The organism is Enterobacter sp. E12 (assembly GCF_014596715.2).
Lineage (GTDB): Bacteria > Pseudomonadota > Gammaproteobacteria > Enterobacterales > Enterobacteriaceae > Enterobacter > Enterobacter bugandensis.
This window is the reverse complement of record NZ_CP115601.1, coordinates 1,029,487-1,055,296: the sequence shown is the minus strand read 5'-3', so window position 1 is coordinate 1,055,296 and position 25,810 is coordinate 1,029,487. Positions and strand designations below refer to the sequence as shown.

Sequence of the window (25,810 nt, the reverse complement as noted above, 5' to 3'; positions counted from 1 at the left end):
AAAGGAGGAGCTTTTTTGAGACAAAGGATCTATGTCCGGCGATACGTTGCTGGCTACCATTATGGGGATCCGTCATTTCAAGGAATAAACGCTATGACAAGACGTTACCTGAAAATTTTACTGGTGGGGAGCCTCTTCACCCTTAGTGCCTGTGCACAGCAAACCGAAGTCCGCCAGATGAAACAAAGCGTGAATACGCTCAACACGGCGATGGACAAACTGAACAAAGAAACGGTGAAGATCACCCAGCAAAACGCGCTGAACGCTAAATCCACCAGCGGGGTATATCTGCTGCCAGGAGCGAATACGCCTGCCCTGCTTAACAGCCAGATTGGCACGCTGAAGATGTCTCTGGTGAATGTGGCGGCGAATGCGGATGGTACGCGCGCAACATTACGTATTCACGGTGAGTCCAACGATCCGCTGCCCGCCTTCAGCGGCACCGTAGAGTGGGGCCAGATCCAGGGCACCACGGAGAGCTACCAGGAGGTAAACGTGAAGAACCAGCTGTTCACCGCTCCGGCCAGCGTGTTAGCGCCCAGCGATGTGGATATTCCACTTCAGCTAAGCGGACTTACGCCTGAGCAGTTAGGCTTTATCCGCATTCACGACATCCAACCTGCCGCGCAGTAATCCCTTCCTTTTGAGCGGAGTGAAATGTCACTCCGCTAACATTTACATTTCGTATGGATTGGCAACAGAAATGATTGCCGCTACAATCCCGGCCGTTTAAAGTACGCAAACGTGAACGCAATCGATTACGCGTGTGAGAGATATGTGAAACAACACATATTTTTGTGAGCAGGGATTCCTATAATAGGCACCGCAGAAACACGAAATATTTAGAAACGCAATTCGCGCATTTTTCACTCCCGGAAGGGAATTTCAATCAGTGGCATGATTATGAAAAAAACATTACTCGCAGCCGGTGCAGTTCTGGCACTGTCCTCCTCTTTCACTGTTAACGCAGCGGAAAACGAGAAACCACAATACCTCTCCGACTGGTGGCACCAGAGCGTTAACGTGGTAGGCAGCTACCACACCCGTTTCGGACCGCAGATCCGCAACGATACCTACCTGGAATATGAAGCGTTCGCCAAGAAAGACTGGTTTGATTTCTACGGCTATATGGATGCGCCTGTGTTCTTCGGTGGTAACACCGATGCGAAAGGTATCTGGAACCACGGTTCCCCACTGTTCATGGAGATTGAACCGCGCTTCTCCATCGACAAACTGACCGGTACCAGCCTGGCGTTTGGTCCGTTCAAAGAGTGGTACTTCGCGAACAACTACATCTACGACATGGGCCGCAATAAGTCCGGTCGTCAGAGCACCTGGTATATGGGTCTGGGTACTGACATTGACACCGGCCTGCCGATGAGCCTGTCCCTGAACGTGTATGCAAAATACCAGTGGCAGAACTACGGCGCAGCGAATGAAAACGAGTGGGACGGCTACCGTTTCAAAGTGAAATACTTCGTGCCAATTACCCAGCTGTGGGGCGGTAATCTGAGCTACATCGGTTTCACTAACTTTGACTGGGGCTCAGACCTGGGCGACGACGATTTCCGTGACCTGAACGGCAAGAAAGCGCGTACCAACGATTCCATCGCCTCCAGCCACATCCTGGCGCTGAACTACGATCACTGGCACTACTCTGTTGTTGCGCGTTACTGGCACAACGGTGGCCAGTGGAACGACGATGCGAGCCTGAACTTCGGTAACGGCGACTTCAGCGTCCGCTCTACCGGCTGGGGTGGTTACCTGGTCGTGGGTTACAACTTCTAATCAGTGCGGGATTGTGCGGGCTGGTGCCCTCACCCCTTCCCTCTCCCACGGGAGAGGGCGCAAACACAAAAAACGGCAACGTCGTTGCCGTTTTGCTTTTACCTCGCCACCCGGCTTTTTACTGCTTCACCTTGCGCAAAAAATCCGCCAAAGACCTGTCCGCACTCTCACTGAACCGCCTCTCCGTCATTACAACATTGAGACATCGGTCGAGCCGGAAACAGCGGTAGTCATCGCGCCGTTCACACCATGCCGCCAGCAGCCAGCGCTCCCCCCAGAAGAACAACCCCAGCGGTTGCACCTCACGTTTTGAGAGCTGCCCGGCTTCATCACGATAATGCAGCGCCAATACGCGCTGAGCGGAAATCGCCTGGTGAATCATGTCAAAATCGCTGCGGGAGTGGCTTTGCATGCAAAAATCCGGGGCGTAGATCCGCGTCTGCTCCGCCTTTCTGCGGCTCTCCTCGGGCAGAATAGCCAGCACCTTCTCCTGGGCCGACTCCAGCTCGCGCGACAGCGATTCACCTCCCCAGGTTTTGAGCAGGCGAATCGCGACCATCAGCGCTTCGGATTCCTTATTTGTCAGCATCAGCGGCGGCAGGTCAAAACCCGACATCAGCCGATATCCGCTTCCCGCCTCGCCTTCCACCGGCACGCCGGAAAGCGACAGGTCGCGGATATCGCGGTAGACCGTGCGCTCGGACACGCCAAGCCGGTCCGCCAGATGCGCTGCCGTTGTCAGACGCCTGCCCCGCAGGATCTGCACAATCTGAAACAAACGGTCAGCGCGTCGGGTCATAACGTCATTCGCTCTCAGGCAGGTTGATGAAGGCCGACGCGGTTACCCTCGCTGTCGGTAAACAGTGCGATAGTGCCGATACCATGCGGCAGTTCCAGCGGCCCAAACACGCACTCGCCGCCCGCAGAGGCAATGCGATCGAGCGTGGCCGCCAGATTGTCAGTATGCAGGTAAATAATAGCGCCCTGCAAAGAGGGCGTAACGCCGTCAAATTTTGCCAGCGCTCCTCCGGTGGCGGGATCCTCATGCGGGAAAACCGCCAGCTCGGCAATGTCCATTTTCTCGCGACGCAGCGTGAGCTGCATCACCGGCTCATAAAATTTGATGGCGCGATCCATATCCGAAACCGGAATTTCAAACCAGTTAATTACGCTTTTCATACATCCTCCTGCCTGTTGTTTGGGTTCAGAAGGAGTCTACGGCAGGGCTCCTGACAGCATACTGTCAGGAGTGTTTGTCAGGAGCAGATAAAAAAAATCCCGGCCAACAGACCGGGATTCAGATAACGCGCTAAACGTCGCCTTACGGCAGAATGGACGGCTGATCCGCCCCTTCTTTCTCGACCTTCTGCTGGAGCAGGTGCTCGCGCTTCATGCCAAGTTTCAGTGCCAGGGCGGACGCCACGTAGATAGACGACGCCGTACCGATGGAGACACCGATCAGCATGGTCAGCGAGAAGCCTTCCAGCACCGGGCCACCGAAGAGGAACAGCATCAGGATCACCATCAGGGTAGTACCGGAGGTGATCAAGGTACGATGCAGCGTCTGGGTCAACGACACGTTAAAGATTTCGTACGGCGTGCCGCGACGGATCTTACGGAAGTTTTCACGGATACGGTCAGATACCACGATACTGTCGTTCAGTGAGTAACCGATTACTGACATCAGGGATGCCACGATGGTCAGGTCAATCTCAATGTGGAACAGAGACAGTATGCCCATGGTGATCACCACGTCGTGCGCCAGGGCGATAACCACACCGGCCGCCAGTCGCCACTCGAAGCGGAAACCGACGTACACCAGGATGGAGATCAGCGCCACCAGCAGCGCCATGGCGCCGGTTTGCGCCAGGTCCGCACCCACGCTCGGGCCGACGAACTCAATACGCTTGACCGCCGCGCTCTGGCTGGTGGTCTCGTTAATGACCTGTACGACCTTGCTGCCCAGCTCCTGGCTGCCGTTGGCATCGTGCACCGGCGGCATACGCACCATGATGTCGCGGCTGCTGCCGAAGTTCTGCAGCAGCGGCTCTTCAAAGCCCGCTTTCTGCAGCGATTCGCGCATCTGGTCCATATCGACCGGTTTTTCCAGGGAGATCTCGATGACCGTACCACCGGTGAAATCGAGACCCCAGTTAAAGCCTTTCACGCCCATAATGATGATGGACAGAATCAGCAGTAAACCTGAAATGCCGAAAGCCCAGTAGTCCCAGCGCATAAAGTCCCAGACTTTACGGCCATGGTTCAATTGTTCAACAGTATATTCCTGTGCCACAACGCACTCCTCAGATAGACAGCTTTTTGACGCGCTTGCCGCCGTACAGCAGGTTCACGATGGCACGGGTGCCGACAATAGCGGTAAACATTGACGTTGCGACACCGATACCGGTGGTAATCGCAAAGCCTTTGATCGCGCCAGTACCCACTGCATACAGGATAAGAACCTTAATCAGTGTTGTTACGTTCGCATCGAAGATAGAGCTGAACGCGCCTTTATAACCTTCGTCAATCGCCTGCTGGACAGAGCGACCGTTGCTCAATTCTTCTTTGATACGTTCGTTAATCAGTACGTTGGCGTCGACCGCCACCGCAAGGGTCAGAACGATACCCGCAATCCCCGGCATGGTCAGCGTCGCCCCCGGCAGCAGGGACATAATGCCGATGATCAGCACCAGGTTTGCGATCAGCGCGGAGGTCGCAATCAGACCGAACTTCTTATAGAAGAAGATCATGAAGAGGATAGAGACCGCCAGACCGGCCAGACACGCTTCCAGACCCTGCTGGATGTTTTGCATACCCAGAGTTGGACCAATGGTACGTTCTTCAACAATCTGAATTGGCGCAATCAGCGCACCGGCACGCAGCAGCAGCGAGAGCTGACGCGCTTCGTTCGGGTTGTTAATACCGGTAATACGGAAGCTGTTACCCAGACGAGACTGGATGTTGGCGATGTTAATCACCTCTTCCTCTTTCACCAGCACCGCACGACCATTTGCATCTTTCTTACCGCTGTCTTTGTACTCCACGAACAGGGTCGCCATCGGTTTGCCGATGTTGTCCTTGGTGAAGTTAGACATGATGTTACCACCCGCGCTATCCAGCGAGATGTTAACCTGCGGCTGGTTGTACTCATCCTGGCTTGAAGTGGAGTCGGTGATGTGGTCACCGGTCAGGATCACGCGCTTGTACAGCACAACCGGCTGACCTTCACGGGTCTGTTTCACTTCGGAGTCACCCGGAATACGGCCAGACGCCGCGGCAGACTGATCGACATTGGAGTTCACCAGACGGAATTCCAGCGTCGCGGTCGCACCGAGGATCTCTTTCGCACGCGCGGTATCCTGGATACCCGGCAGTTCAACCACGATACGGTCAGCACCCTGGCGCTGTACCAGCGGCTCAGCCACGCCCAGCTGGTTTACACGGTTACGCAGAATGTTGATGTTCTGCTGAACGGCATATTCACGCGCTTCTTTCAGACGCGCATCGGTCATCACCGCACGCAGCTGGTTGCTGCCCTGCGAGGAGATCACCAGGTCACGGTGACGTTGGGTCAGGTAATCTACAGCCTGATCGCGCGCCGCGCTGTCGCGGAACGTGATGCTCATGCCGTAGTTATCTTCTTTACGCACGGTAGTGTATGGGATGCCTTTGTCGCGCAGATCGCTGCGCAGGCTGTCGATATTCTGTTCCTGCAGCTTGCCGAGCGCGGTATCCATATCCACTTCCATCAGGAAGTGAACGCCGCCACGCAGGTCAAGACCCAGCTTCATTGGCTCTGCGTTCAGCGCAGCCAGCCAGCGAGGGGTTGCAGGAGCAAGGTTAAGCGCCACGACATATTTGTCACCCAGCACGCCCATCAGCGCTTCGCGAGCGCGGAGCTGCGTGTCGGTGGTGTCGAAGCGAGCAAGAATTGCACCCTCTTCCAGAGCCACAGACTTAGCGGTAATTTTTTCTTCTTGTAACGTTTTCTGGACCTGGATCAGCGTTTGCTCACTGGCGGCGACACCGCGCGCGCCAGTGATTTGAACGGCCGGATCCTCACCATACAGGTTGGGAAGCGCGTACAGCAGGCCGACGATAATCACGACGACCAGCATGATGTACTTCCACAAAGGATAACGGTTTAACACGGCAGTTCCCTTTGGGAAAAGTTGGGATTACAGCGCCTTCATGGTGCCTTTCGGCAGAACGGCAGCTACGAAGTCACGTTTGATAACCACTTCAGTGGTGTCGTTCAGGGCGATAGCAATGTAGCCGCTTTCAGCCACTTTGGTTACGCGACCGACCAGACCACCGTTGGTCAGCACTTCATCGCCTTTCGCGATGGAGTCCATCAGCTTTTTGTGCTCTTTGGTACGCTTCTGCTGTGGGCGCAGGATCATGAAGTAGAAGATCAGACCGAACACAACCAGCATCAGGATCAGAGACATCGGGCTGCCCTGCGCCGGAGCACCTGTTGCCGCTACCGCATCAGAAATAAAAAAGCTCATTCAAATTCCCTCATTATTAATATTAATCAACGTTCAACGGCGGAACATCCCGCCCCTGACGTTGGTAAAAATCGGTCACGAAGCTCTCTAATTTACCCTCTTCGATAGCCTTGCGTAAACCAGACATTAAGCGCTGATAGTAGCGAAGATTATGAATCGTATTGAGACGCGCGCCCAAAATCTCATTACAACGATCGAGATGATGCAGATACGCGCGAGAATAATTGCGACAGGTATAGCAATCGCACTCGGAATCGAGCGGGCTGGTGTCACTCTTATGCTTCGCGTTACGGATTTTCACCACGCCATCGGTAACGAACAGATGACCGTTACGCGCGTTGCGGGTTGGCATCACGCAGTCGAACATATCAATGCCGCGACGTACGCCTTCCACCAGATCTTCGGGTTTACCCACACCCATCAGGTATCGTGGTTTATCCGCCGGGATTTGCGGGCAGACGTGCTCCAGAATGCGGTGCATGTCTTCCTTCGGCTCACCCACAGCCAAACCGCCGACAGCGTAGCCATCAAAACCTATCTCTGCCAGACCTTTAACAGAGATATCGCGTAAATCTTCGTAAACGCTGCCCTGAATGATGCCGAACAGCGCATTTTTGTTCTGCAGGGAGTCAAAACGGTCGCGGCTGCGCTTCGCCCAGCGCAGAGACATCTCCATAGAGCGTTTCGCGTAGTCCCAGTCTGCCGGGTACGGCGTACATTCGTCGAAGATCATCACGATGTCGGAGCCGAGATCGTACTGAATCTCCATCGACTTTTCTGGATCGAGGAAAATCGGATCGCCGTTGATCGGGTTACGGAAGTGTACGCCCTGCTCGGTGATCTTGCGGATATCGCCCAGGCTGAAGACCTGGAAGCCACCGGAGTCGGTCAGGATCGGACCTTTCCACTGCATAAAATCGTGCAGATCGCCGTGGAGCTTCATGATCTCCTGACCCGGACGCAGCCACAGGTGGAAGGTATTACCGAGGATAATCTGTGCGCCCGTGGCTTCAACTTCTTCCGGCGTCATCCCTTTTACGGTGCCGTACGTGCCCACAGGCATAAACGCGGGGGTTTCCACCACGCCGCGATCAAACACCAGGCGACCGCGACGCGCGCGGCCATCGGTGGTATCGAGTTCAAATTTCATTTTTTCTCCGACGTCAGAAAAACAGTCCAACGTTGTCATACGGTGCCGCGGACTTATTCCCCGACACGCTCATTCAAAGCCAGCGGATTGTACGTGATAAACATCGCGTCCCCGTAGCTAAAAAAGCGATATTTTTGTTCTACCGCAGACTTGTACGCATTCATCGTATGCTGATAACCCGCAAATGCAGAGACCAGCATAATCAGCGTCGATTCAGGCAGATGGAAGTTGGTCACCAGCGCGTCAATCACCTTGTACTGGTAGCCCGGGTAGATAAAGATCTGCGTATCGCCAAAGAACGGCTCGATAAGACCGTTTTTAGCTGCCTGCGCGGCGCTTTCCAGTGAACGCACGGACGTCGTACCGACGGCCACGACGCGGCTACCGCGCGCTTTCGCCGCCAGCACCGCGTCCACCACATCCTGCGGCACTTCGGCATACTCGGAGTGCATGATATGGTCTTCAATGCTGTCCACACGCACCGGCTGGAAGGTGCCCGCGCCGACGTGCAGCGTCACAAACGCCATCTCAACGCCCTTCGCGCGCAGCTTTTCCAGCAGCGGTTCATCAAAGTGCAGACCTGCGGTTGGCGCCGCGACCGCGCCAGGCTTCTGGCTGTAGACGGTCTGGTACAGCTCGCGATCGGCCTCTTCGTCCGGGCGCTCAATGTACGGCGGCAGCGGCATATGGCCGATAGCGTTCAGGATGTCGAGCACCGTGCGCTCGTCGTCGAACGCCACCTCGAACAGCGCGTCGTGGCGCGCGGTCATGGTCGCCTTGATGCTTTCGTCATCACCCAGCAGCAGCTCCGCGCCGGGCTTCGGCGCTTTGGAAGCGCGAATATGTGCCAGAATACGTTTATCATCGAGCATACGTTCGACCAGCACTTCAATCTTGCCGCCGCTGGCCTTACGGCCAAACAGGCGCGCCGGGATCACGCGGGTATTATTAAAGACCAGCAGATCGCCAGGGTTGAGCTTGTCGAGCAAATCGGTGAAGGTTCCGTGCGTCAGCTCGCCCGTTGGCCCATCCAGTGACAGTAAGCGACAGCTGCTGCGCTCAGGCATGGGATAGTGAGCAATCAGGGATTCAGGTAGTTCAAAGGAGAAATCGGCGACGCGCATGACGTATACTCGTGACTTAAAAACAGGCGGCATAGTCTAGTGCTCACACCCTTTTGCTGCAACAACTAGCCGCCACTGGACAAATAAAACGCATGAATTTTCTCGCTCACCTGCATCTCGCTCACCTCGCTGACAGCTCCCTTTCCGGCAATTTGCTGGCCGATTTCGTGCGCGGCAACCCCGCTGAAGCGTATTCTCCCGAGGTTGTCGACGGGATTTTTATGCACCGCCGCATTGATGTCATCACTGATAATCTGCCCGAGGTGACGGAAGCGAAAGCGTGGTTTCGCCCTGAAACGCGCCGCGTTGCGCCGATCACGCTCGACGTAATGTGGGACCACTTCCTGTCTCGCCACTGGGAACAGCTCTCGCCGGAGATGCCGTTGCCGGCGTTTGTGCGCTATGCCCACCAGCAGGTGTCGATCATTCTGCCCGATTCGCCGCCGCGCTTTGTGAATCTGAATAACTACCTGTGGTCGGAACGCTGGCTGGAGCGCTATCGCGAGATGGACTTTATCCAGAATGTCCTGAATGGCATGGCGAGCCGTCGCCCGCGGCTGGATGCGCTGCGCGACTCCTGGTACGACCTGGATGAGCATTACGATGCGCTGGAGAGCCAATTCTGGCAGTTCTATCCGCGCATGATGGCGCAGGCGAAAAACAAGCAGCTCTGACAGCACGATCATTGATAGGTAAAAGCTGGCGGAACGATTGTCACCACCTCTTTGTCTTATCCACGAACACTCTCTATACTGGCTCGCGTTGCGTTCCAAATAACCTTAGTATCTACAGGAGAATCATATGGTTCTGGTAACTCGTCCGGCTCCGGATTTTACAGCTGCAGCAGTTCTGGGCAACGGTGAAATCGTTGAAAACTTCAACTTCAAACAGCACACCAACGGTAAAGCGACCGTTCTGTTCTTCTGGCCAATGGACTTCACTTTCGTTTGCCCGTCTGAGCTGATCGCGTTCGACAAACGTTATGAAGAATTCCAGAAGCGTGGCGTGGAAGTGGTTGGCGTCTCCTTTGACTCTGAATTTGTACACAACGCATGGCGTAACACCCCTGTCGAAAACGGCGGCATCGGTGCGGTGAAATACGCAATGGTTGCGGACATCAAACGCGAAATCCAGCAGGCTTACGGTATCGAACATCCGGACGCTGGCGTTGCGCTGCGCGGTTCCTTCCTGATCGACGCAAACGGCATCGTTCGTCACCAGGTTGTGAACGATCTGCCGCTGGGTCGTAACATCGACGAAATGCTGCGCATGGTTGACGCGCTGCAGTTCCACGAAGAGCACGGCGAAGTGTGCCCGGCTCAGTGGGAAAAAGGTAAAGAAGGTATGGCTGCGTCCCCAGACGGCGTTGCTAAATACCTGTCTGAGAACGTATCCAGCCTGTAATCGGCACGGTTTACGAAGAAGGCCCGCTTATGCGGGCCTTTTTTTATGCCTTACGCTGCGTCTCTCGCCAGATGCGCCAGGCCATTCCCGCCAGCAGAATTACGCCCGCAATTAGCACGCCCCACACCAGCAGCGCGTTCATCCGGCTCTCCCGCTCAGACGCAGAGGTAGCGGTCAGACGCCCCTCGCCGCCTAACGCGACATCATCCAGAATGTCGGCCTGCGGCAGGTGCTCCATATCATAGGTTTTGCGCAGATCGGCGGGGATCAGCATGTCAGGCTCCACGCTGGCAGGCTTTGCAGCGCCATTACCCCAGGCAAGCACGTATGGCGCTTTTCCCTGCGCGTTGAACACCAGATCATAGCGGTCACGATGCCCGGTGACGCCTGGCAGGTATTCCGGCAGGCGCGCATTCAGCGTCGTGATTTTCACCGCCTGCACCAGGCCTCCGCTAAGCGAAACCGGTGAAGACGTTTTGCCCTCCAGACGGTAAAGCACCTCTTTTTTCAGGGGGTGCCATGTGTCTTTTTCCGTACTCCGCCACGCTATCTCCACGGGAAGGACGCCGTCGCCATTCAGTAAAATGCTGATAGCACTCAGCGGCTGCGGCTGCGCCCAGTGCCACTGCGCTTCGCTTGTCGATAGCTGCTCCCCTATCCCCTCAAGAGCTATCGCGTCCGGCGTCGCCCGCGCAGGAGCGCTAATCGCGTTAACGCCGGTTAAGGTCACCCCCTGGCTCTGAGCATTCAGCACAACCAGGAGATAGCGGTTCGTATCGGGAGACAAAACGATATCGGTATCGATCCGATCGAGCTTAAGACGATCCTGCCCGCTCATCACGTCCAGCAGCGGCATATCCTCGCGCAGGGTATACCAGCGCTTAAGATCCTCGCTGTAGTAGACCGACGCCGTTCCCTGCCACGGCGCCTGAGGGGTATTCCAGAGCAGTTGCAGTTGGGATATTTCCACCTCCTCCGACGCCTTTTCCGGCAGGGTCAGCAGATAATGCTGCCCGGCTGCGGCGGCTTTTTGCCCCTCCAGCACAATCTCTACGCCGTTTCCGGAACGGAGCAGGATCTTATCGCTGCCCTCATCCCCACGCGCAGGCGCAAGCGGTGAGGCGTCCAGAGGAAAGAGGCGCAGCGCCGTGGATTGCGCTGCCACCTGCGGGCGCGTCGCGGTGACCAGGCTGAAAGGAACCGGCTCGCCCGACTGGTTAAAGACGCGAACGTCATGCAGATCCGGCGACGTGCTCTGCGTATAGACGGCGAGCGGCAGCGTCACCCGATACCACTGGGAAGGGACAGACGTATCCAGCGAGCGGCCAAAGGCATAGTCCCGGGGCGATTCCGTTTGTACCTCGTCGCAGAACGCCGGGCCTGCAAGCGCCAGCAGAGCGGTACAAGCTACCGCTTTCATCCATTTCATTTTTCATCTCCTGTTTTGGGCGGTAGCGGCGAGAAATACCCCACGATCAGCACCAGTATTGCCACGCCGATAAACGCCACCGCACGCGACAGACCGCCTCCACCCGCGCTGTCCACCAGCATCAGTTTAACCATCACCACGCCCAGCAGCGCGGCACCGCCAAGCCACTCCTGACGGGAAGCCCTACGGGTGGCGTGGACCATGATCATCAGCGCGCTCAGCATCCAGAACAGGGCAAACGTGGTCTGGATCAGCCGCGAATCCCACAGCGACGCCATATTCCAGGCCACGTCGCCGTACCAGGCCAGAGCGCGCATCAGCGCACCGTTAAGCCACCAGAAGCCAAACGCCATAATCGCGACGGCAGGCCACGGACGGGCCTGCAAGAGCTGCGTCGGGTAGTAGCGATCCACCGCCCGGTAAAAGACCACCAGCCCCAGCAGCGCAAACGCCGCGCCTTCTTCAAGCGGGTTCACCAGCGGCAGCCAGGTCTGACGATAAACCACGCCGTCCTGGAAATTGGTTACCACCAGCAATACCAGCAGCGCCGCGAGCACGGGGATCGGTGCTATGCACGCGTAGAGCGCGGGCCACTCCCGGAACGGCCACCCGCGACGGCGCACCGCCGCAGAGAGCGCCATAATCACCCCGCCGCCTGCGGCCATCGCCAGCCCGCTGCCCCAGGCCGCCATGCCCCACGGCAGCGACCGGGCAAACCAGTAAAGCTCCGCCGCCAACGCCAGTAATATCATCCAGAACAGCGCCAGATGCAGCCCCATAGAGATGCGCGGCGCTAAACGGGCGCCGTCGCGCCGCAGCAGCATTAGCGCGGCGGGAAGCGCAATACCCCAGGCCAGATTTGACCAGCCGGCGGCAAACATCTGCTGGTGCGAGAGCTGATAGCCCACCATCACCAGCATCAGCGGCCACAGCAGCCATTTGCTGGCATCCAGCTCCCGCCACGCCAGACGAGCGGCAGCCTGCCGCCAGCCCCAGGCCGACGCCGCCGTCAGCGCCAGCACGCCCGCCAGAACAGGCAGTTCCTGCTTCAACACCAGCCGCGACGCGCCAAATAGCGCCACGAGCCAGAACAGCAGCCCGCCTGCCAGCAGCGCCCAGCTAACCGGCAGAAAGAGGTTCCGCCACAGCCAGGCCGCAGCCAGCCAGCAAAGGCTAAGGATGGCGAAGATAAGCAGCAGGCTCAGCGGCGCAACGCCATTCATCTGCGCCCACAGCGCGCTGCCGAGCGCCAGCACCAGCAGCGCCGTCCCGCTATAGCTCATGCGCCGCTGGTGCTGCTGCACGCCCAGCCAGAGGATGCCCAGCCCCTCCAGCGCCCAGGCCATCGCCGTCCACCGCGCGGAGAGCGCGAGCGGAATCGCAAGCGTGGCAAACCCGCCGCCGATCGCCAGCGCCGCCATCACCAGCGGTCGCCCGATGGACGGATAGCGGCGCAGCGCAAGGAAAGCGAGGGCAAGATAAAATGCGCCGTATCCCAAAGCGCTCAGGGCCGGACCATATTCCCAGTGCCGGGTCATACCGTACTGCATCCCAAAGCCTATCAGCGGCGGGGCAAACAGCAGCACGCCGTCAATAATCTGCTTTCCTTTCTCCTGCGCCCGCAGCGACAGCGCCACGCTCAGCACGCCGAATATCAGCGTATTGGCAATCAGGAACAGCTGGCAGATCCAATAGTCTTCAGGCTGGTACTCACTTAGCCCCCACAGGCCGCCCACGCCAAAGGTAAACAGCAGCCCGAGCAGGTTGAGCTCGCGCCAGTGCTGCCAGATGCTGATGGCGAGAATGCCGATGGAAAGCAGGAGATAGAAGGAAAACAGCGCCACAAAGCTGCCGCCCCCGGTAGATAGCAGCAGCGGCGCAAGATACCCGCCGAGGCTCGCCAGCATGGCAAGGCTCAGCGCTTTCTGCAGCACGGCCAGCCCAACGCTCGCGGCGCAAATCACCACCAGTAGCGCAAAGGCCAGCGTCATCGGCAGCATCTGCCAGAGCCGGAAGGCGCCGAAGACCGTCAGGTAGAGAATGCCCGTCGCCCCGCCCTGTAAGATAAGCGCGTAGATCGGCTGCTTGTGCCGCAGCCGCCACCCAACCGCCAGCAGCACGATGGCAAACAGCGCCGTCGCCACCAGGCGCAGCTCAAGCGGGAACAGGGAGTGTTCAACGGTATAGCGCAGCAGGAAAGAGAGGCCGAGGAAGAGCAGCAGAATGCCAAGCTTCGCCAGGGGATTACCCTGCATAAACCAGCGCGTCAGCGACGTCACTATGCCACCAAAGGCAGAAGGCTGTTTAGCCGCAGGCTCAGGGGCCGGAGCGGGTTTTGCCTCGGCTGTAGGAATGTCGGGACGCCAGGGATCGACAGGCGCGGGCGCGTCCTCAGCCACCGGCGCGGTCACGACAGCCGGAGTGACCGCTTGCACCTGTTCTGTCTCCGGCGCTACCTGAGCTGCACCGCGCTGCTCAAGCACCTCAATGCGCTGGCGTAGCCGGGCGATCTCCTGCTGCGCCGCCGTGCTTCGATTAAACCCGATAACCGCAAGCACGGGCGCAACCAGCAGCGCAAAAACCAGGAATAAACAGCCAAGGATGTAAAGCTCGTCCATGTTTCCACCTTCACCGTAAACGATCTGTTAAGATTGACACAAATCGTTGCATTTGCGCCATCTTAAAAGGGGAAACTTTAGCGCATTAGCTGCCGAGCCAGACCGTCGCGGATACCGCAGGCAGCGCCAGCACGCCATCCTGTATCGTCGCCTTACCCTCTTTGTTCGTCCACGTCGCCACCTTAAGCAGCGGCGAATCATCCAGCACCACTTCGCAGGCCTCGCCCCGGTTGATCGCCACCAGCACGCGCTGCTGGTTATAGACGCGAGCAAACACCACCACGTTATCGTGGGCGTACACCACCTGACAACCGCCGTAGCGCAGGGCGAGACTCTGTTTGCGCAGCTTCGCCAGCCGCTGATACAGGCTGAACAGCACTTTGTCCTGCTTCTCTGGTGCCCACGGGAAGGTTTTGCGGCAGAACGGATCGTTGTTGCCGTCCAGCCCCACTTCGTCTCCGTAGTAAATGCACGGTACGCCCGGCCAGGTGAAGAGCCAGGTGACCGCCAGCGGCAGACGCGCCACATCCTTGCCGAGCAGGGATTTAAAGCGCGCGGTGTCGTGGCTATCGAGCTGGTTAAACATCCGCAGCTGCTGCTGATGCGACAGGCCAGCGCGATAGTTATCCATCCACGCGGCACAGGTTTCGGCGTCGATATGGTTCGGATCGTAGGAGATATCGGTGTTAGCCAGGAATCCCCACAGCGGGAAGGTAAAGCCGCGATAGTTCATCGCCGCATCTTCGGCATCGTTTTGCAGCCACTGGCGCGCGTCGCCAAAGTGTTCGCCAAAGACAAACGCCTCCGGCTGGGCCGCTTTCGCCGAACGCGCGATCCCGGCCACGTGCTGAAGGTTATTTCGCGCCCCGCCCGCTTCACCGAGCATATGCACTACATCCAGACGCCAGCCGTCCATATTCCACGGTGCCTTCAGCCAGTGACGCACGATGCTGTCTTCCCCGCCGTAAATCTCGTTCACCAGTGACGGCGACTGGAAATCCAGCTTCGGCAGGCTCGGGTAGCCCAGCCAGTCCAGCGCGCGGCCCTCCTCGCTAAAGCTGTACCAGTCGCGCTGTGGCGAATCCGGGTTATGACATGCCCCGCCCATCGACTGGTTATGACGGTCAAACCACGCGTGCGAATCTCCGCTGTGGTTGAACACACCGTCCAGAATGAGGCGCATGCCTTCTTTTTGGGTGTTCTTACGCAGGCGCAGCAGCGCCTCGTCACCGCCAAACTGCGCGTCAACGTGACGATAATCTTCGGTATCGTATTTGTGTACGCTCGGGGCTTTAAACACCGGGTTGAGGTACAGCGCCGTCACGCCGAGTTTTTTCAGGTACGGCAGCTTTTCGCTGATGCCGTCGAGATCGCCGCCGTAGAACGTCGAGCCGCCCGCCTGCGCCGTCACCGGTTCATCCCATTTTTTCAGGATGATGTCGTGACCCGCGGCATGATGGTAATAGACCTTGTCCTGGCCGGCGGTGCGTTTTTTGCTGCGCGCAAAGCGGTCCGGGAAAATCTGATAAAAGACCTGATCGTTAACCCACTTCGGGCCGTTATCCGGGTAATCGACGGCGAACTGCTCCAGCCGGGCCGGTGGGAAACGGCTAAACCCCTGCGGGGTAAACCACAGCTGGCGGTTGTTCCATAAAAGCTTAAAGCTATAGCGACGGCGCGGCTGCCCGGTGCGCAAATCGATATTCGCCCGCCACGCCGTAATCCCCGGCTGCGGCTGGCTGCGCAGTTTGTGCATTTTCAGCCCGGTCTCTTCGTTATCAATTTCGGCGCGGAGCGTCACGCGTTCCGGCTGATTTTCACCCGCCAGCCAGAGCGTAATCACAAGGTTGTCTTTGTTTTGCTTAACAAATGGGGCAACCGGAAGGTGCCAGGCGTTTAACATCACGAATCCCCTCTGATGAAATTGACGTCACCTTGCCACAGGGTGGTTAAGGATAGCTCACCATGACGAGATTTATTGGGGGAGGAGGACGGGGGAGGAGGCAAAAATCCCCTCTCCCGCGAGGGAGGGGGGATAAAAATATTACTGTGCTTCTGCCAATTGACGGTCACGGCGGCACTTAAACACCCAGCCGATCAGCAGCAGAACGATCCACGCACAGCCCACGTACAGGGAAATGCGGGTATCCGGATGGTAGCCAATCAGGCCAATGATAAACACCAGGAAGATCAGCCCGACCACGGTCGTCGCCACCCCGCCCGGCACCTTAAACTTCAGCGCTTTCGCCTCATCCGGCGACAGACGGCGGCGGAAGGCAATCTGCGACAGCAGGATCATGATCCACACCCACACGGTCGCGAAGGTCGCCAGGGACGCAATCACCAGGAAGACGTTCTCCGGCATGATGTAGTTCAGGTAAACCGAGAACAGCAGCGCTACGGTCATCACCACCACCGTCACCCACGGCGTGCCGCGGCGTGAAGTTTTGGCGAACACCTTCGGCGCGCTGCCCTGCTCCGCCATGCCGTGCAGCATGCGGCCCACGCCAAAGACGTCACTGTTGATGGCCGAAAGCGACGCGGTCAGCACCACAAAGTTCAGAATGCTGGCAGCAAAGGCAATGCCCATATGCTGGAAGGTCAGGACAAACGGGCTACCGTTAGTGCCCACCTGGTTCCACGGGTAGATGGACATAATCACGAACAGCGTACCCACGTAGAACACCAGAATACGCATCGGCACCGAGTTGATGGCGCGCGGAATGGATTTCTCCGGATCTTTCGCTTCCCCGGCGGTGATGCCGATAATCTCGATGCCGCCGTAGGCGAACATTACCATCTGTAGCGACATCACCATCCCGAGCCAGCCGTTGCTGAAGAAGCCGCCGTTGCTCCAGAGGTTATGGATGCCGGTCGGCTGGCCGCCGTTGCCAATCCCCCAGATGATGATCCCGAAACCCGCCACAATCATGATGATGATGGTCGCGACCTTGAAGAAGGAGAACCAGAACTCCAGCTCGCCGAACACCTTCACGCTCATCAGATTGACGGCGCAAATGAGCAACACCACGCTCAGCACCCAGATCCAGTGCGGCACCGCCGGGAACCAGACGCCCATGTAGATGCCGAATGCGGTTACGTCGGCAATCGCCACAATCAAAATTTCGAAGCAGTAGGTCCAGCCGGTGATAAACCCGGCCAGCGGGCCGAGGTTTTCCTGCGCATAGCGGGAGAAGGAGCTGGCAGACGGGTTGTGAACCGACATCTCACCCAGCGCGCGCATGATGATATACGCCGCCACACCGCCGATGATGTAGGCCAGCAGCACGCTTGGACCGGCCATTTTGATGGCATCTGCCGAGCCATAAAAAAGACCGGTGCCGATAGCAGAGCCCAGCGCCATAAAGCGGATGTGGCGCGTGCTCAATCCACGTTTAAGTTTGTTAGTGCTTTCCATTTAAATCTTGCCATTCAACACGAAAAAAACAAAAAACCACGGGGCCTTAAGCCCCGTGGTTAAACAGTTTGTTGCCGTTGATTAATGAGCGTTCGATGTAACCTGACGCCCTGCAGCACGGTCCCAGATAACCGCCAGAACCAGTGCAACAACGGTAGGCATCAGCCAGGCCAGGCCCTGCTCGGACAGCGGCAGACGCTGTGTCCAGGCTGGCAGAATTTCAGCGAACGCTGATGCTTTAATCCCGTCAAGGATACCAAAAATCAGGCTGATAAACATGGCTGGCGCAATAATTCGTGAGGAGTTATGCCACCACGGACGGGTGAAGCTCAGCACCACCAGCACGATGCACGGCGGATAGATCGCCGTCAGCACCGGAATAGAGACCTGAATCAGGTGGCTCAGACCGAGGTTAGACACCGCCATCGAGAAGATACCGAGGATAAACACCAGGGTACGGTAAGAGAGCGGCAGATACTGCGCAAAGAACTCTGCGCAGGCGCAGGTCAGGCCAACCGCGGTTACCAGACACGCCAGGAAGATCAGCGCCGCCAGCAGCATGCTGCCCGCCCCACCGAAGGTGTGCTGAACGTAAGCGTGCAGGATAGCCGCACCGTTCGCGTTCTGATCAACCAGCATCGCGCTGTCAGAGCCCAGGCGGAACAGCGCCAGATACAGCAGCGTCAGGCCCACACCGGCCATCAGGCCAGCCCAGATGGTATAACGGGTCAGCAAACGCGCTTCGGTCACGCCGCGGGAACGCGCGGCGTTAACGATAACGATACCAAACACCATCGCGCCCAGCGTATCCATCGTCAGGTAGCCGTTCACAAAGCCGTTAGAGAACGCGGCGTTTTTATAGGCATCCATCGCGTCGCTAATCGGGCCGGCTGGCCAGATGATGGCCGCCACGGCCAGCACGATCAGCGCTACAATTTTCAGCGGCGCCAGGAAGTTACCTACCGTGTCCAGCAGCTTACCCGGATAGAGGGAAACCAGAATCACGATGGCGAAATAAATCAGGCTGTAGATGAACAGCGGCATCGCGCCGTCGCCGGTCAGCGGGGCGATGCCCACTTCGAAGGAAACAGTCGCGGTACGCGGAGTGGCAAACAGCGGACCAACGGCCAGATAGCAGACGGTAGCCAGCAGAACGCCAGCCACTTTGCCAATCGGGGTGCTAAGGCTATCCACGCCGCCACCGACTTTCGCCAGTGCGATAACGGTCAGTACCGGCAGGCCCACGGCAGTAATCAGGAAACCGAACGCGGCTGTCCAGACGTGTTCACCCGCCTGTAAGCCAACCATTGGAGGGAAAATGATGTTGCCTGCGCCAACGAACAGCGCAAATGTCATAAAGCCCAGCGCGATGATGTCACGCGATTTTAAGTGATGGGTCATAAAACCTTACTGCCTGTGGATGTGGTGTTGAAAACATTGAGATTTTCGCTGTCCCTGACGGGACGATACAGCCGAAAATTTGCTCAATTTTAGCGGGAAATGCTCCCGTCCTGGCGTGGAGAAGAATAGTTTTTCGATTTACCACGCAAATACAGTCGGTCTGACAGTATCTGGGGGGCAATTTAAACGCTTATAACGTTTAAAGGCAAGGAGGGATCGCAAAACCAGAACAATATGCCAGTATGAAAACGCGCACCAGAACAATGCGCTAATTATAGGAAAAACCCATGGCTAATCATGCGAACAAAAAACAGCCAGCCGTATAAAATTCACACGCGTTTCGCTTGACTGCAAAGCAAACGGGCCAGCGATGGCTGACCCATGGAAAGGTAAAATGACACGCCTGCCGTCAGGCGCTCTTTTTGGCAATTAATCGTTCCGGGATAACGAAACTAAAGCGGGTTCCCTTACCCAGGGTACTCTGGATATCAAGACGGCTTTCATGGTGATTCACCGCGTGTTTCACAATCGCCAGCCCCAAGCCGCTTCCGCCCGTCTGCCGCGATCGCGCTTTATCCACCCGGTAGAAGCGCTCGGTCAGGCGCGGAATATGCTCCGGGGCGATCCCCGGCCCGTTATCCTCAACGCTAAACTCGGCGCCTGCCGGCGTATGCTGCCAGCGCACCACGATATCCGTTCCTTCCGGCGTATGGTTTACCGCGTTGTACACCAGGTTGGAGATGGCGCTACGCAGTTCATCCTCGCTGCCCAGCACCTTCAGCGTGTTGTCGACGTCAAAGGTCAGCTGATGTTTTTTATGGCTTAACGTCTGCGCTTCACGCTCGACGACGCGCAGCATCATTGGCACATCAATGGTGTCATTCAGCGCAAGAGAAGGCGCCGCTTCAATCTTTGACAGCGTCAGCAGCTGCTTCACCAGCCCTTCCATACGGTGCGTTTGCTCGCGCATCGTATGCAGCGCTTTTTCACGCGGCGCGCCTTCCAGGGTTTGCTCCTGCATCATCTCCAGGTAGCCCTGCAGCACGGTCAACGGGGTTCGCAGCTCATGGCTGACGTTGGCGAAGAAGTTACGACGCGCCCCTTCCAGCTGATGCATCTGGGTCACGTCGCGCGCCACCATCAGCCACTGGCGATCGCTGTAGGGCATCACGCGGATTTCCAGATGGCGACCGTTATTCAGCTTCAGATTGTGGGGACGGGTGAAATCACGCTTTTTCAGATACAGCGTGAACTCGGGATAACGCAGAAGGTTAAGGATGTTCTGACCATTGTCGTCCGGCCAGCGCAGGCCCAGCAGCTGTTGCGCAAGCCCGTTACACCAGAAAATAGTTCCTTCTTCTGTCGTCAGGATCACCGCATCCGGCAGCGACTCTGCGCCGCTGCGAAAGCGTTTGATCAGGCTTCCCAGCTCGCGGCGACGCTTTTTATTACGCATCTGCATCTGGTGCAGGCCGTACAGCAGCGGCTCCCAGCTGCCGCTTCCCGGCGGCGGGGTCATACTGCGGTCCACCCACAGCCACCAGGAGAGACGCAGCAGGTTCCAGAAATGCCAGGCTAAGAGCCCGGTGACCGCCACCAGCAGAAACCACGGCAGATGTCCAAGTAAGGCCCCCAGAAGAAGGGCCGGAATACAGCATAAGATCAGTTCAAAGACGAGCCTTTTCCATGACAGACGTTCCAGCACGCGTCACACTCCTGTCATTATTCAGAAACGGGTCGAGAAACGATAACCCGTACCGCGGACCGTCTGTACCATGCGATCGTGACCGCTCAGTTCCAGCGCTTTTCGCAGGCGGCGAATATGTACGTCAACCGTCCGGTCTTCGACATACACGTTAGTTCCCCAGACGTTATTCAGCAACTGCTCGCGGCTGTAAACGCGTTCCGGATGGGTCATAAAGAAGTGCAGGAGTTTAAATTCGGTAGGCCCCATGTCGAGGGGATTTTCGCCGGTCATCACGCGGTGTGACGTTGGGTCAAGGCTGAGGCCCTGCATCTCGATCACCTCTTCGACCGCCATCGGGGAAATACGGCGCATGACGGCCTTAATGCGGGCAACCAGCTCTTTCGGGGAGAAAGGCTTGGTAATGTAATCGTCCGCGCCGGTCTCCAGACCGCGCACGCGATCCTCTTCCTCTCCGCGCGCCGTGAGCATCACCACCGGGATGTCGCGGGTCAGCGCTTCACGCTTCAGATGTTTGATAAACTGCAGTCCGGAGCCGCCGGGCAACATCCAGTCAAGCAGAATCAGATCGGGCCAGGGTTCATTCAGCTGGTTCACCGCGCTGTCATAATCTTCCGCTTCAACCGGCTGGAAGCCATTTTGTTCGAGCACGAAGCACACCATTTCACGAATTGGAGCTTCATCTTCTACGACCAGAATACGTCTCGCCATACTTTGCCCTGTCTTATCTTATTTAAGTTACAAGTTTGTAATGCGGCGCCATTATGCGTCAGATTTATGACAGATTTATGAAAAACAGTACCACTATAAATGGCAAACTGTTGTTTTATTACAGCGGTTATTTTCCCTTCTCTGAACGTTTATAATCCTGCTTTCTCTTTTTTGCCACGGATCAGCTATGCGCATACTTCACACCTCGGACTGGCATCTGGGTCAAAATTTTTACAGCAAAAGCCGTGCGGCTGAACATGAAGCGTTCCTGAACTGGCTGCTGGAAACGGCCCGGACGCATGAGGTGGACGCGATTATCGTGGCGGGAGATATTTTTGATACCGGCTCGCCGCCGAGCTATGCGCGTGAGCTGTACAACCGCTTCGTGGTGAATCTGCAGCAAACCGGCTGTCATCTGGTGATTGTCGCCGGCAACCATGATTCCGTCGCGACGCTTAACGAATCCCGCGACATCCTGGCGTTTCTCAATACCACCGTCGTCGCCAGCGCAGGGCACGCCCCGCAGATCCTGAAAAAACGCGACGGGTCGCCGGGCGCGGTACTGTGTCCGATTCCCTTTTTACGTCCGCGCGACATCGTGCAAAGCCAGGCGGGACTGTCGGGCGCGGAAAAGCAGCGGCATTTATTGCAGGCCATCACCGACTACTATCACCAGCAGCACGCGGAAGCCTGTGCCCTGCGCGGTGAACAGGCCATTCCGGTCATTGCCACCGGGCACCTCACCACCGTCGGGGCCAGCAAAAGTGACGCGGTCCGCGAGATCTATATCGGTACGCTGGACGCCTTTCCGGCGCAAAACTTCCCGCCCGCGGACTACATCGCGCTCGGGCACATTCACCGCGCCCAGGTCATCGGCGGCTGCGAGCATATCCGCTACTGTGGCTCCCCTATTTCGCTCAGCTTCGATGAAACCGGAAAAGCCAAATCCGTGCATCTGGTGAGCTTTGATGAGGGCAAACTCAGCGCCGTCGAGACGCTGGAAGTGCCGGTCACCCAGCCGCTGGCGGTGCTGAAGGGCGATCTGGCTGCCATCACCGCCCAGCTTGAGCAGTGGCGCGGCGCTGAGCTTAACCCGCCCGTCTGGCTGGATATTGAAATCACCACAGATGACTACCTGCACGATATGCAGCGGAAAATTCAGGCGCTGACCGAAGAGTTGCCGGTTGAGGTGCTGCTGGTGCGCCGCAGCCGCGAGCAGCGCGAGAAAATTCTGCTCGGCGCCCAGCGCGAAACGCTTAGCGAATTGCGCGTAGAAGAGGTATTCGAGCGCCGACTGTCGCAGGAAGAGCTCGATGATGCGAGGCGCGTCAGGCTCAACGAGCTGTTCAGCCATACTCTGCACGCCCTCAATGACGAGGAAGAAAACGCATGAAAATTCTGAGCCTGCGCCTGAAAAATCTCAACTCCCTCAAGGGCGAGTGGAAAATTGACTTCACCACGGAGCCTTTTGCCAGCAACGGCCTGTTTGCCATCACTGGCGCAACCGGCGCAGGTAAAACCACCCTGCTCGATGCCATCTGCCTGGCGCTCTACCACGAAACCCCGCGCCTGAATAAGGTCTCTCAGGCGCAAAACGATCTGATGACGCGCGATACCGCCGAGTGCCTGGCGGAAGTGGAGTTTGAGGTGAAAGGCGTTGCCTATCGCGCATTCTGGAGCCAGAACCGGGCGCGCAACCAGCCGGACGGGAATTTGCAGGCACCGCGCGTGGAGCTGGCCCGCTGCGAGGATGGCAAGATTCTGGCCGATAAGGTGTCGGATAAACTGGAGCAAACCGCGGCGCTCACCGGGCTGGACTACGGCCGTTTTACCCGCTCAATGCTGCTCTCGCAGGGGCAATTTGCCGCCTTCCTGAATGCCAAACCTGCCGACCGCGCAGAACTGCTGGAAGAACTCACCGGCACCGAAATCTACGGTCAGATTTCCGCCATGGTGTTTGAGAAACACAAAGCCGCCCGCAGCGAGCTTGAAAAGTGCGAGGCGCAGGCGGCGGGCGTCGTGCTGCTCAGTGAAGAACAACAGCAGCAGTTGCAGCAAAGTTTGCAGGCACTTACTGACGAAGAGAAAACCCTGCTGGAACAGCAGCAAAACCAACAGAAACATTTTCAATGGATTACGCGTCATGACGAGCTCGTGCGGGAGCAGCAGCGCGTTACCGCCCTGCAGCAGCAGGCGCAACAGGCGCAGGCGAACGCGGCGCCGGAACTGGCAAAACTCCAGCTTGCCCAGCCCGCCGCCCAGCTTCGTCCGCTCTGGGAGCATCAGCAGGAGCAAACCGCACGTCTGACGCAAACCCAGCAGCGAATTAACGAAGTAAATACTCGCTTACAGACCAAAACTGCACTGCGCGCGCGGATCCGCAATACCGCCCTGCGTACCCATGAGCGGCTACAGGCCGAACTGACGGCGCTGGGACAGTGGCTGGCGGAGAATGAGCGTTATCGCCTGCTGGGCCAGGAAATTGCCGGCTGGCGCGCCCAGTTCTCACAGCTAAACCGTGACAAAAGTCAGCTCGTCGCGCTTGCTGCGCGGATGACTGAGCTACGTCAGAAGCTGGCTGAGATGCCGGAAAATACGCTGACGCTGACGGCGGATGAGGTCTGCGCGGCCATGGAGCAGCAGTCCCGGTCCCGCACGCTGCGCCAGCAGCTGACGTCGCTGCATGCCCGCTATCAGCCGCTGCAAAAGCGCCTGAGCCAGAATGGTGAAAGCGTGCAGAAAGCCCAGGCGGAGCAGAGCAAGCTCAATGAAACCCTGGCGCTGCGCCGCCAGCAGTACAAAGAGAAACACCAGCACTATCTGGACCTGAAAGCCCTTTGCGAACGTGAAGCGACGATTAAAAATCTGGAAAGCTATCGCTCACGGCTTGAGGCAGGCAAACCCTGCCCGCTGTGCGGCTCCCACGAGCATCCTGCCGTGGAGACCTACCGGTCGCTTGAGCTGACGGATAACCAGCGTCGCCGTGATGTACTCGAAAAAGAGGTCGCCGCGCTTAAGGAGGAAGGCCTGCTGGTGCTGGGACAGGTTAATGCTCTGGCTCAACAGATCCAGCGTGAGACAGACGAAGCGCAGACGCTTTCTCAGGAAGAGCAAGCACTCACTAAAGCGTGGCTGGAGGCGTGCGCGTCTTTGAATATCGCATTGAATATTCAGGAGGATATCGCGCCATGGATGAACGAGCAGGAACACTACGAGCGCCAGCTTTACCAGCTCAGCCAGCGTCTGAACCTGCAAAACCAGCTGAACGAGCAGGAAGCGCAGGAACGCCAGTATCAGCAGCAGCGCACGGCAACGCGCCAGGCGCTGGAACATACTCTGCTCGCGCTCTCGCTTAGCGTTCCCGAAGAGGGCAATGAAGCCGACTGGCTGCACGTCCGCGAAGCGGAATTTGCCCACTGGCAGGAGAAGCAAACGCAGCACGGCGTGCTTCAGGAACGCGTGAGCGCGCTGAAGCCGCTGCTCGACACGCTTCCGGCAACACACGGTGAAGAGGCTGAACCGGCCATTCCTGATGACTGGCGCGACATCCACAATGAATGCGTGTCGCTGCAAAGCCAGCTCGCCGCCCTGCAGCAGCAGGAGGCGCTGGAGCGCGAGCGCCTGCAGCAATCGCAGACGCAGTTCACCGCGGCGCTCTCCGCAAGCTGTTTTGCCGATCGGGACGCGTTCCTTGCCGCGCTGCTGGATGACGATACTATTCGCCGCCTCGAACAGTTGAAACAGTCGCTGGAAAACCAGATACAGCAGGCCGCGGCCCTTTCCGGCCAGGCTAATCAGCAGCTGCAGGCGCACCTTGCGCTGCGCCCGGAAGAACTTGACGCGGATGCGTCTACCCTGCAAAGCCAGCTGCAGCAGCTGGCGCAACGGCTTCGTGAGAACACCACGCATCAGGGCGAGATCCGCCAGCAGCTTAAGCAGGACAGCGATAACCGCCAGCATCAGCAGGCGTTAATGCTGCAAATTGAAGAGGCCGCGCGCCAGGCCGACGACTGGGGCTATCTCAACGCGCTGATCGGCTCCAGCTCCGGCGACAAATTCCGCAAGTTCGCTCAGGGGCTGACGCTGGATAATCTGGTCTGGCTCGCAAACCAGCAGCTTAACCGCCTGCACGGCCGTTATCTCCTACAGCGTAAGGCCAGCGAGGCGCTGGAGCTGGAAGTGGTCGACACCTGGCAGGCCGATGCGGTGCGTGATACGCGCACGCTCTCCGGCGGCGAGAGCTTCCTGGTCAGCCTTGCGCTGGCGTTAGCGCTTTCTGACCTGGTCAGTCACAAAACGCGGATTGATTCCCTGTTCCTGGATGAGGGATTCGGCACGCTCGACAGTGAAACGCTGGATACCGCGCTGGATGCGCTCGACGCGCTGAACGCCACCGGGAAAACCATCGGGGTGATTAGCCACGTCGAGGCGATGAAAGAGCGCATTCCGGTGCAGATCAAGGTGAAGAAGATCAACGGACTGGGGTATAGCAGGCTGGACAGGGAGTTTGCGGTGGGGTGAGTGTTGGGTCGATTCGGTCTGGTGCCCTCT

Annotated in this window: 20 protein-coding genes; 6 read left to right on the top strand and 14 right to left on the bottom strand. The window is 57.8% G+C overall.

Features of this window, described 5'->3' with window-relative positions; translation table 11 throughout:
- The first annotated feature begins 93 nt into the window (after positions 1–93).
- Complete coding sequence (locus tag IB212_RS04980; RefSeq protein ID WP_028012147.1) at positions 94–633, top strand: DUF3251 domain-containing protein; 540 nt, start codon at positions 94–96, stop codon at positions 631–633.
- 270 nt (positions 634–903) lie between these two features.
- On the top strand, positions 904–1,788 hold the full coding sequence (locus IB212_RS04975) for a nucleoside-specific channel-forming protein Tsx (protein ID WP_028012146.1): 885 nt from the start codon (positions 904–906) through the stop codon (positions 1,786–1,788).
- 118 nt (positions 1,789–1,906) lie between these two features.
- Here IB212_RS04975 and IB212_RS04970 read toward each other — a convergent pair whose 3' ends face one another.
- The 7 genes from IB212_RS04970 to queA all read right to left on the bottom strand — a co-directional run bounded on the left by IB212_RS04970 (position 1,907) and on the right by queA (position 8,573).
- Positions 1,907–2,587 carry a YafY family protein gene (locus tag IB212_RS04970; protein ID WP_041911090.1) on the bottom strand — a complete coding sequence of 227 codons (681 nt, stop codon included), beginning with the start codon at positions 2,585–2,587 and terminating at the stop codon, positions 1,907–1,909.
- 14 nt (positions 2,588–2,601) lie between these two features.
- Positions 2,602–2,967 (bottom strand): VOC family protein, encoded by a 366-nt coding sequence (locus tag IB212_RS04965; RefSeq protein ID WP_041911091.1) that lies wholly within the window; start codon positions 2,965–2,967, stop codon positions 2,602–2,604.
- Positions 2,968–3,109: 142 nt separating this feature from the next.
- Entirely contained in the window at positions 3,110–4,081 is a 972-nt protein-coding gene (secF, locus tag IB212_RS04960) for a protein translocase subunit SecF (protein ID WP_041911092.1), read from the bottom strand.
- 10 nt (positions 4,082–4,091) lie between these two features.
- Positions 4,092–5,939 (bottom strand): protein translocase subunit SecD, encoded by a 1,848-nt coding sequence (secD, locus tag IB212_RS04955; protein WP_062935949.1) that lies wholly within the window; start codon positions 5,937–5,939, stop codon positions 4,092–4,094.
- A gap of 27 nt (positions 5,940–5,966) precedes the next feature.
- Positions 5,967–6,299: a preprotein translocase subunit YajC gene (gene yajC / locus IB212_RS04950; RefSeq protein ID WP_000007630.1), complete on the bottom strand. Its 333-nt coding sequence runs from the start codon at positions 6,297–6,299 to the stop codon at positions 5,967–5,969.
- 22 nt (positions 6,300–6,321) lie between these two features.
- Positions 6,322–7,449, bottom strand: a complete 1,128-nt coding sequence (gene tgt / locus IB212_RS04945) for a tRNA guanosine(34) transglycosylase Tgt (protein WP_041911094.1) — start codon at positions 7,447–7,449, stop codon at positions 6,322–6,324.
- A 53-nt stretch (positions 7,450–7,502) separates the two neighbouring features.
- Entirely contained in the window at positions 7,503–8,573 is a 1,071-nt protein-coding gene (gene queA / locus IB212_RS04940; RefSeq protein WP_028012140.1) for a tRNA preQ1(34) S-adenosylmethionine ribosyltransferase-isomerase QueA, read from the bottom strand.
- 92 nt (positions 8,574–8,665) lie between these two features.
- Here queA and acpH point away from each other — a divergent pair, with 92 nt between their 5' ends.
- Positions 8,666–9,247 carry an ACP phosphodiesterase gene (gene acpH / locus IB212_RS04935; RefSeq protein ID WP_041911095.1) on the top strand — a complete coding sequence of 194 codons (582 nt, stop codon included), beginning with the start codon at positions 8,666–8,668 and terminating at the stop codon, positions 9,245–9,247.
- 127 nt (positions 9,248–9,374) lie between these two features.
- Positions 9,375–9,977: a peroxiredoxin C gene (locus tag IB212_RS04930; RefSeq protein WP_003859113.1), complete on the top strand. Its 603-nt coding sequence runs from the start codon at positions 9,375–9,377 to the stop codon at positions 9,975–9,977.
- A 43-nt stretch (positions 9,978–10,020) separates the two neighbouring features.
- Here IB212_RS04930 and IB212_RS04925 read toward each other — a convergent pair whose 3' ends face one another.
- From IB212_RS04925 to phoB, 7 genes are all read right to left on the bottom strand, one after another.
- Positions 10,021–11,406, bottom strand: coding sequence for a DUF3999 domain-containing protein (locus IB212_RS04925; RefSeq protein WP_041911096.1), 1,386 nt, complete (start codon positions 11,404–11,406; stop codon positions 10,021–10,023).
- Entirely contained in the window at positions 11,403–14,024 is a 2,622-nt protein-coding gene (locus tag IB212_RS04920) for a DUF2339 domain-containing protein (RefSeq protein WP_041911097.1), read from the bottom strand. Before IB212_RS04920 ends, IB212_RS04925 begins: the two co-directional genes overlap by 4 nt.
- Before the next feature lie 85 nt (positions 14,025–14,109).
- Entirely contained in the window at positions 14,110–15,927 is a 1,818-nt protein-coding gene (malZ, locus tag IB212_RS04915; protein ID WP_041911098.1) for a maltodextrin glucosidase, read from the bottom strand.
- A 141-nt stretch (positions 15,928–16,068) separates the two neighbouring features.
- On the bottom strand, positions 16,069–17,442 hold the full coding sequence (proY, locus tag IB212_RS04910; RefSeq protein ID WP_028012135.1) for a proline-specific permease ProY: 1,374 nt from the start codon (positions 17,440–17,442) through the stop codon (positions 16,069–16,071).
- 81 nt (positions 17,443–17,523) lie between these two features.
- Positions 17,524–18,843 (bottom strand): branched-chain amino acid transporter carrier protein BrnQ, encoded by a 1,320-nt coding sequence (brnQ, locus tag IB212_RS04905; RefSeq protein ID WP_028012134.1) that lies wholly within the window; start codon positions 18,841–18,843, stop codon positions 17,524–17,526.
- A gap of 409 nt (positions 18,844–19,252) precedes the next feature.
- Positions 19,253–20,548, bottom strand: coding sequence for a phosphate regulon sensor histidine kinase PhoR (gene phoR, locus IB212_RS04900; RefSeq protein ID WP_041911099.1), 1,296 nt, complete (start codon positions 20,546–20,548; stop codon positions 19,253–19,255).
- Between the two features lie 21 nt (positions 20,549–20,569).
- Positions 20,570–21,259: a phosphate response regulator transcription factor PhoB gene (gene phoB / locus IB212_RS04895; protein WP_008503265.1), complete on the bottom strand. Its 690-nt coding sequence runs from the start codon at positions 21,257–21,259 to the stop codon at positions 20,570–20,572.
- A gap of 187 nt (positions 21,260–21,446) precedes the next feature.
- Between phoB and sbcD the strand changes: the two genes are divergently transcribed.
- Together sbcD and sbcC are read left to right on the top strand one after the other, a co-directional pair.
- Positions 21,447–22,652 carry an exonuclease subunit SbcD gene (gene sbcD, locus IB212_RS04890; RefSeq protein ID WP_041911100.1) on the top strand — a complete coding sequence of 402 codons (1,206 nt, stop codon included), beginning with the start codon at positions 21,447–21,449 and terminating at the stop codon, positions 22,650–22,652.
- Positions 22,649–25,780, top strand: coding sequence for an exonuclease subunit SbcC (gene sbcC, locus IB212_RS04885; protein WP_041911101.1), 3,132 nt, complete (start codon positions 22,649–22,651; stop codon positions 25,778–25,780). Before sbcD ends, sbcC begins: the two co-directional genes overlap by 4 nt.
- The last annotated feature ends 30 nt before the right edge of the window (positions 25,781–25,810 follow it).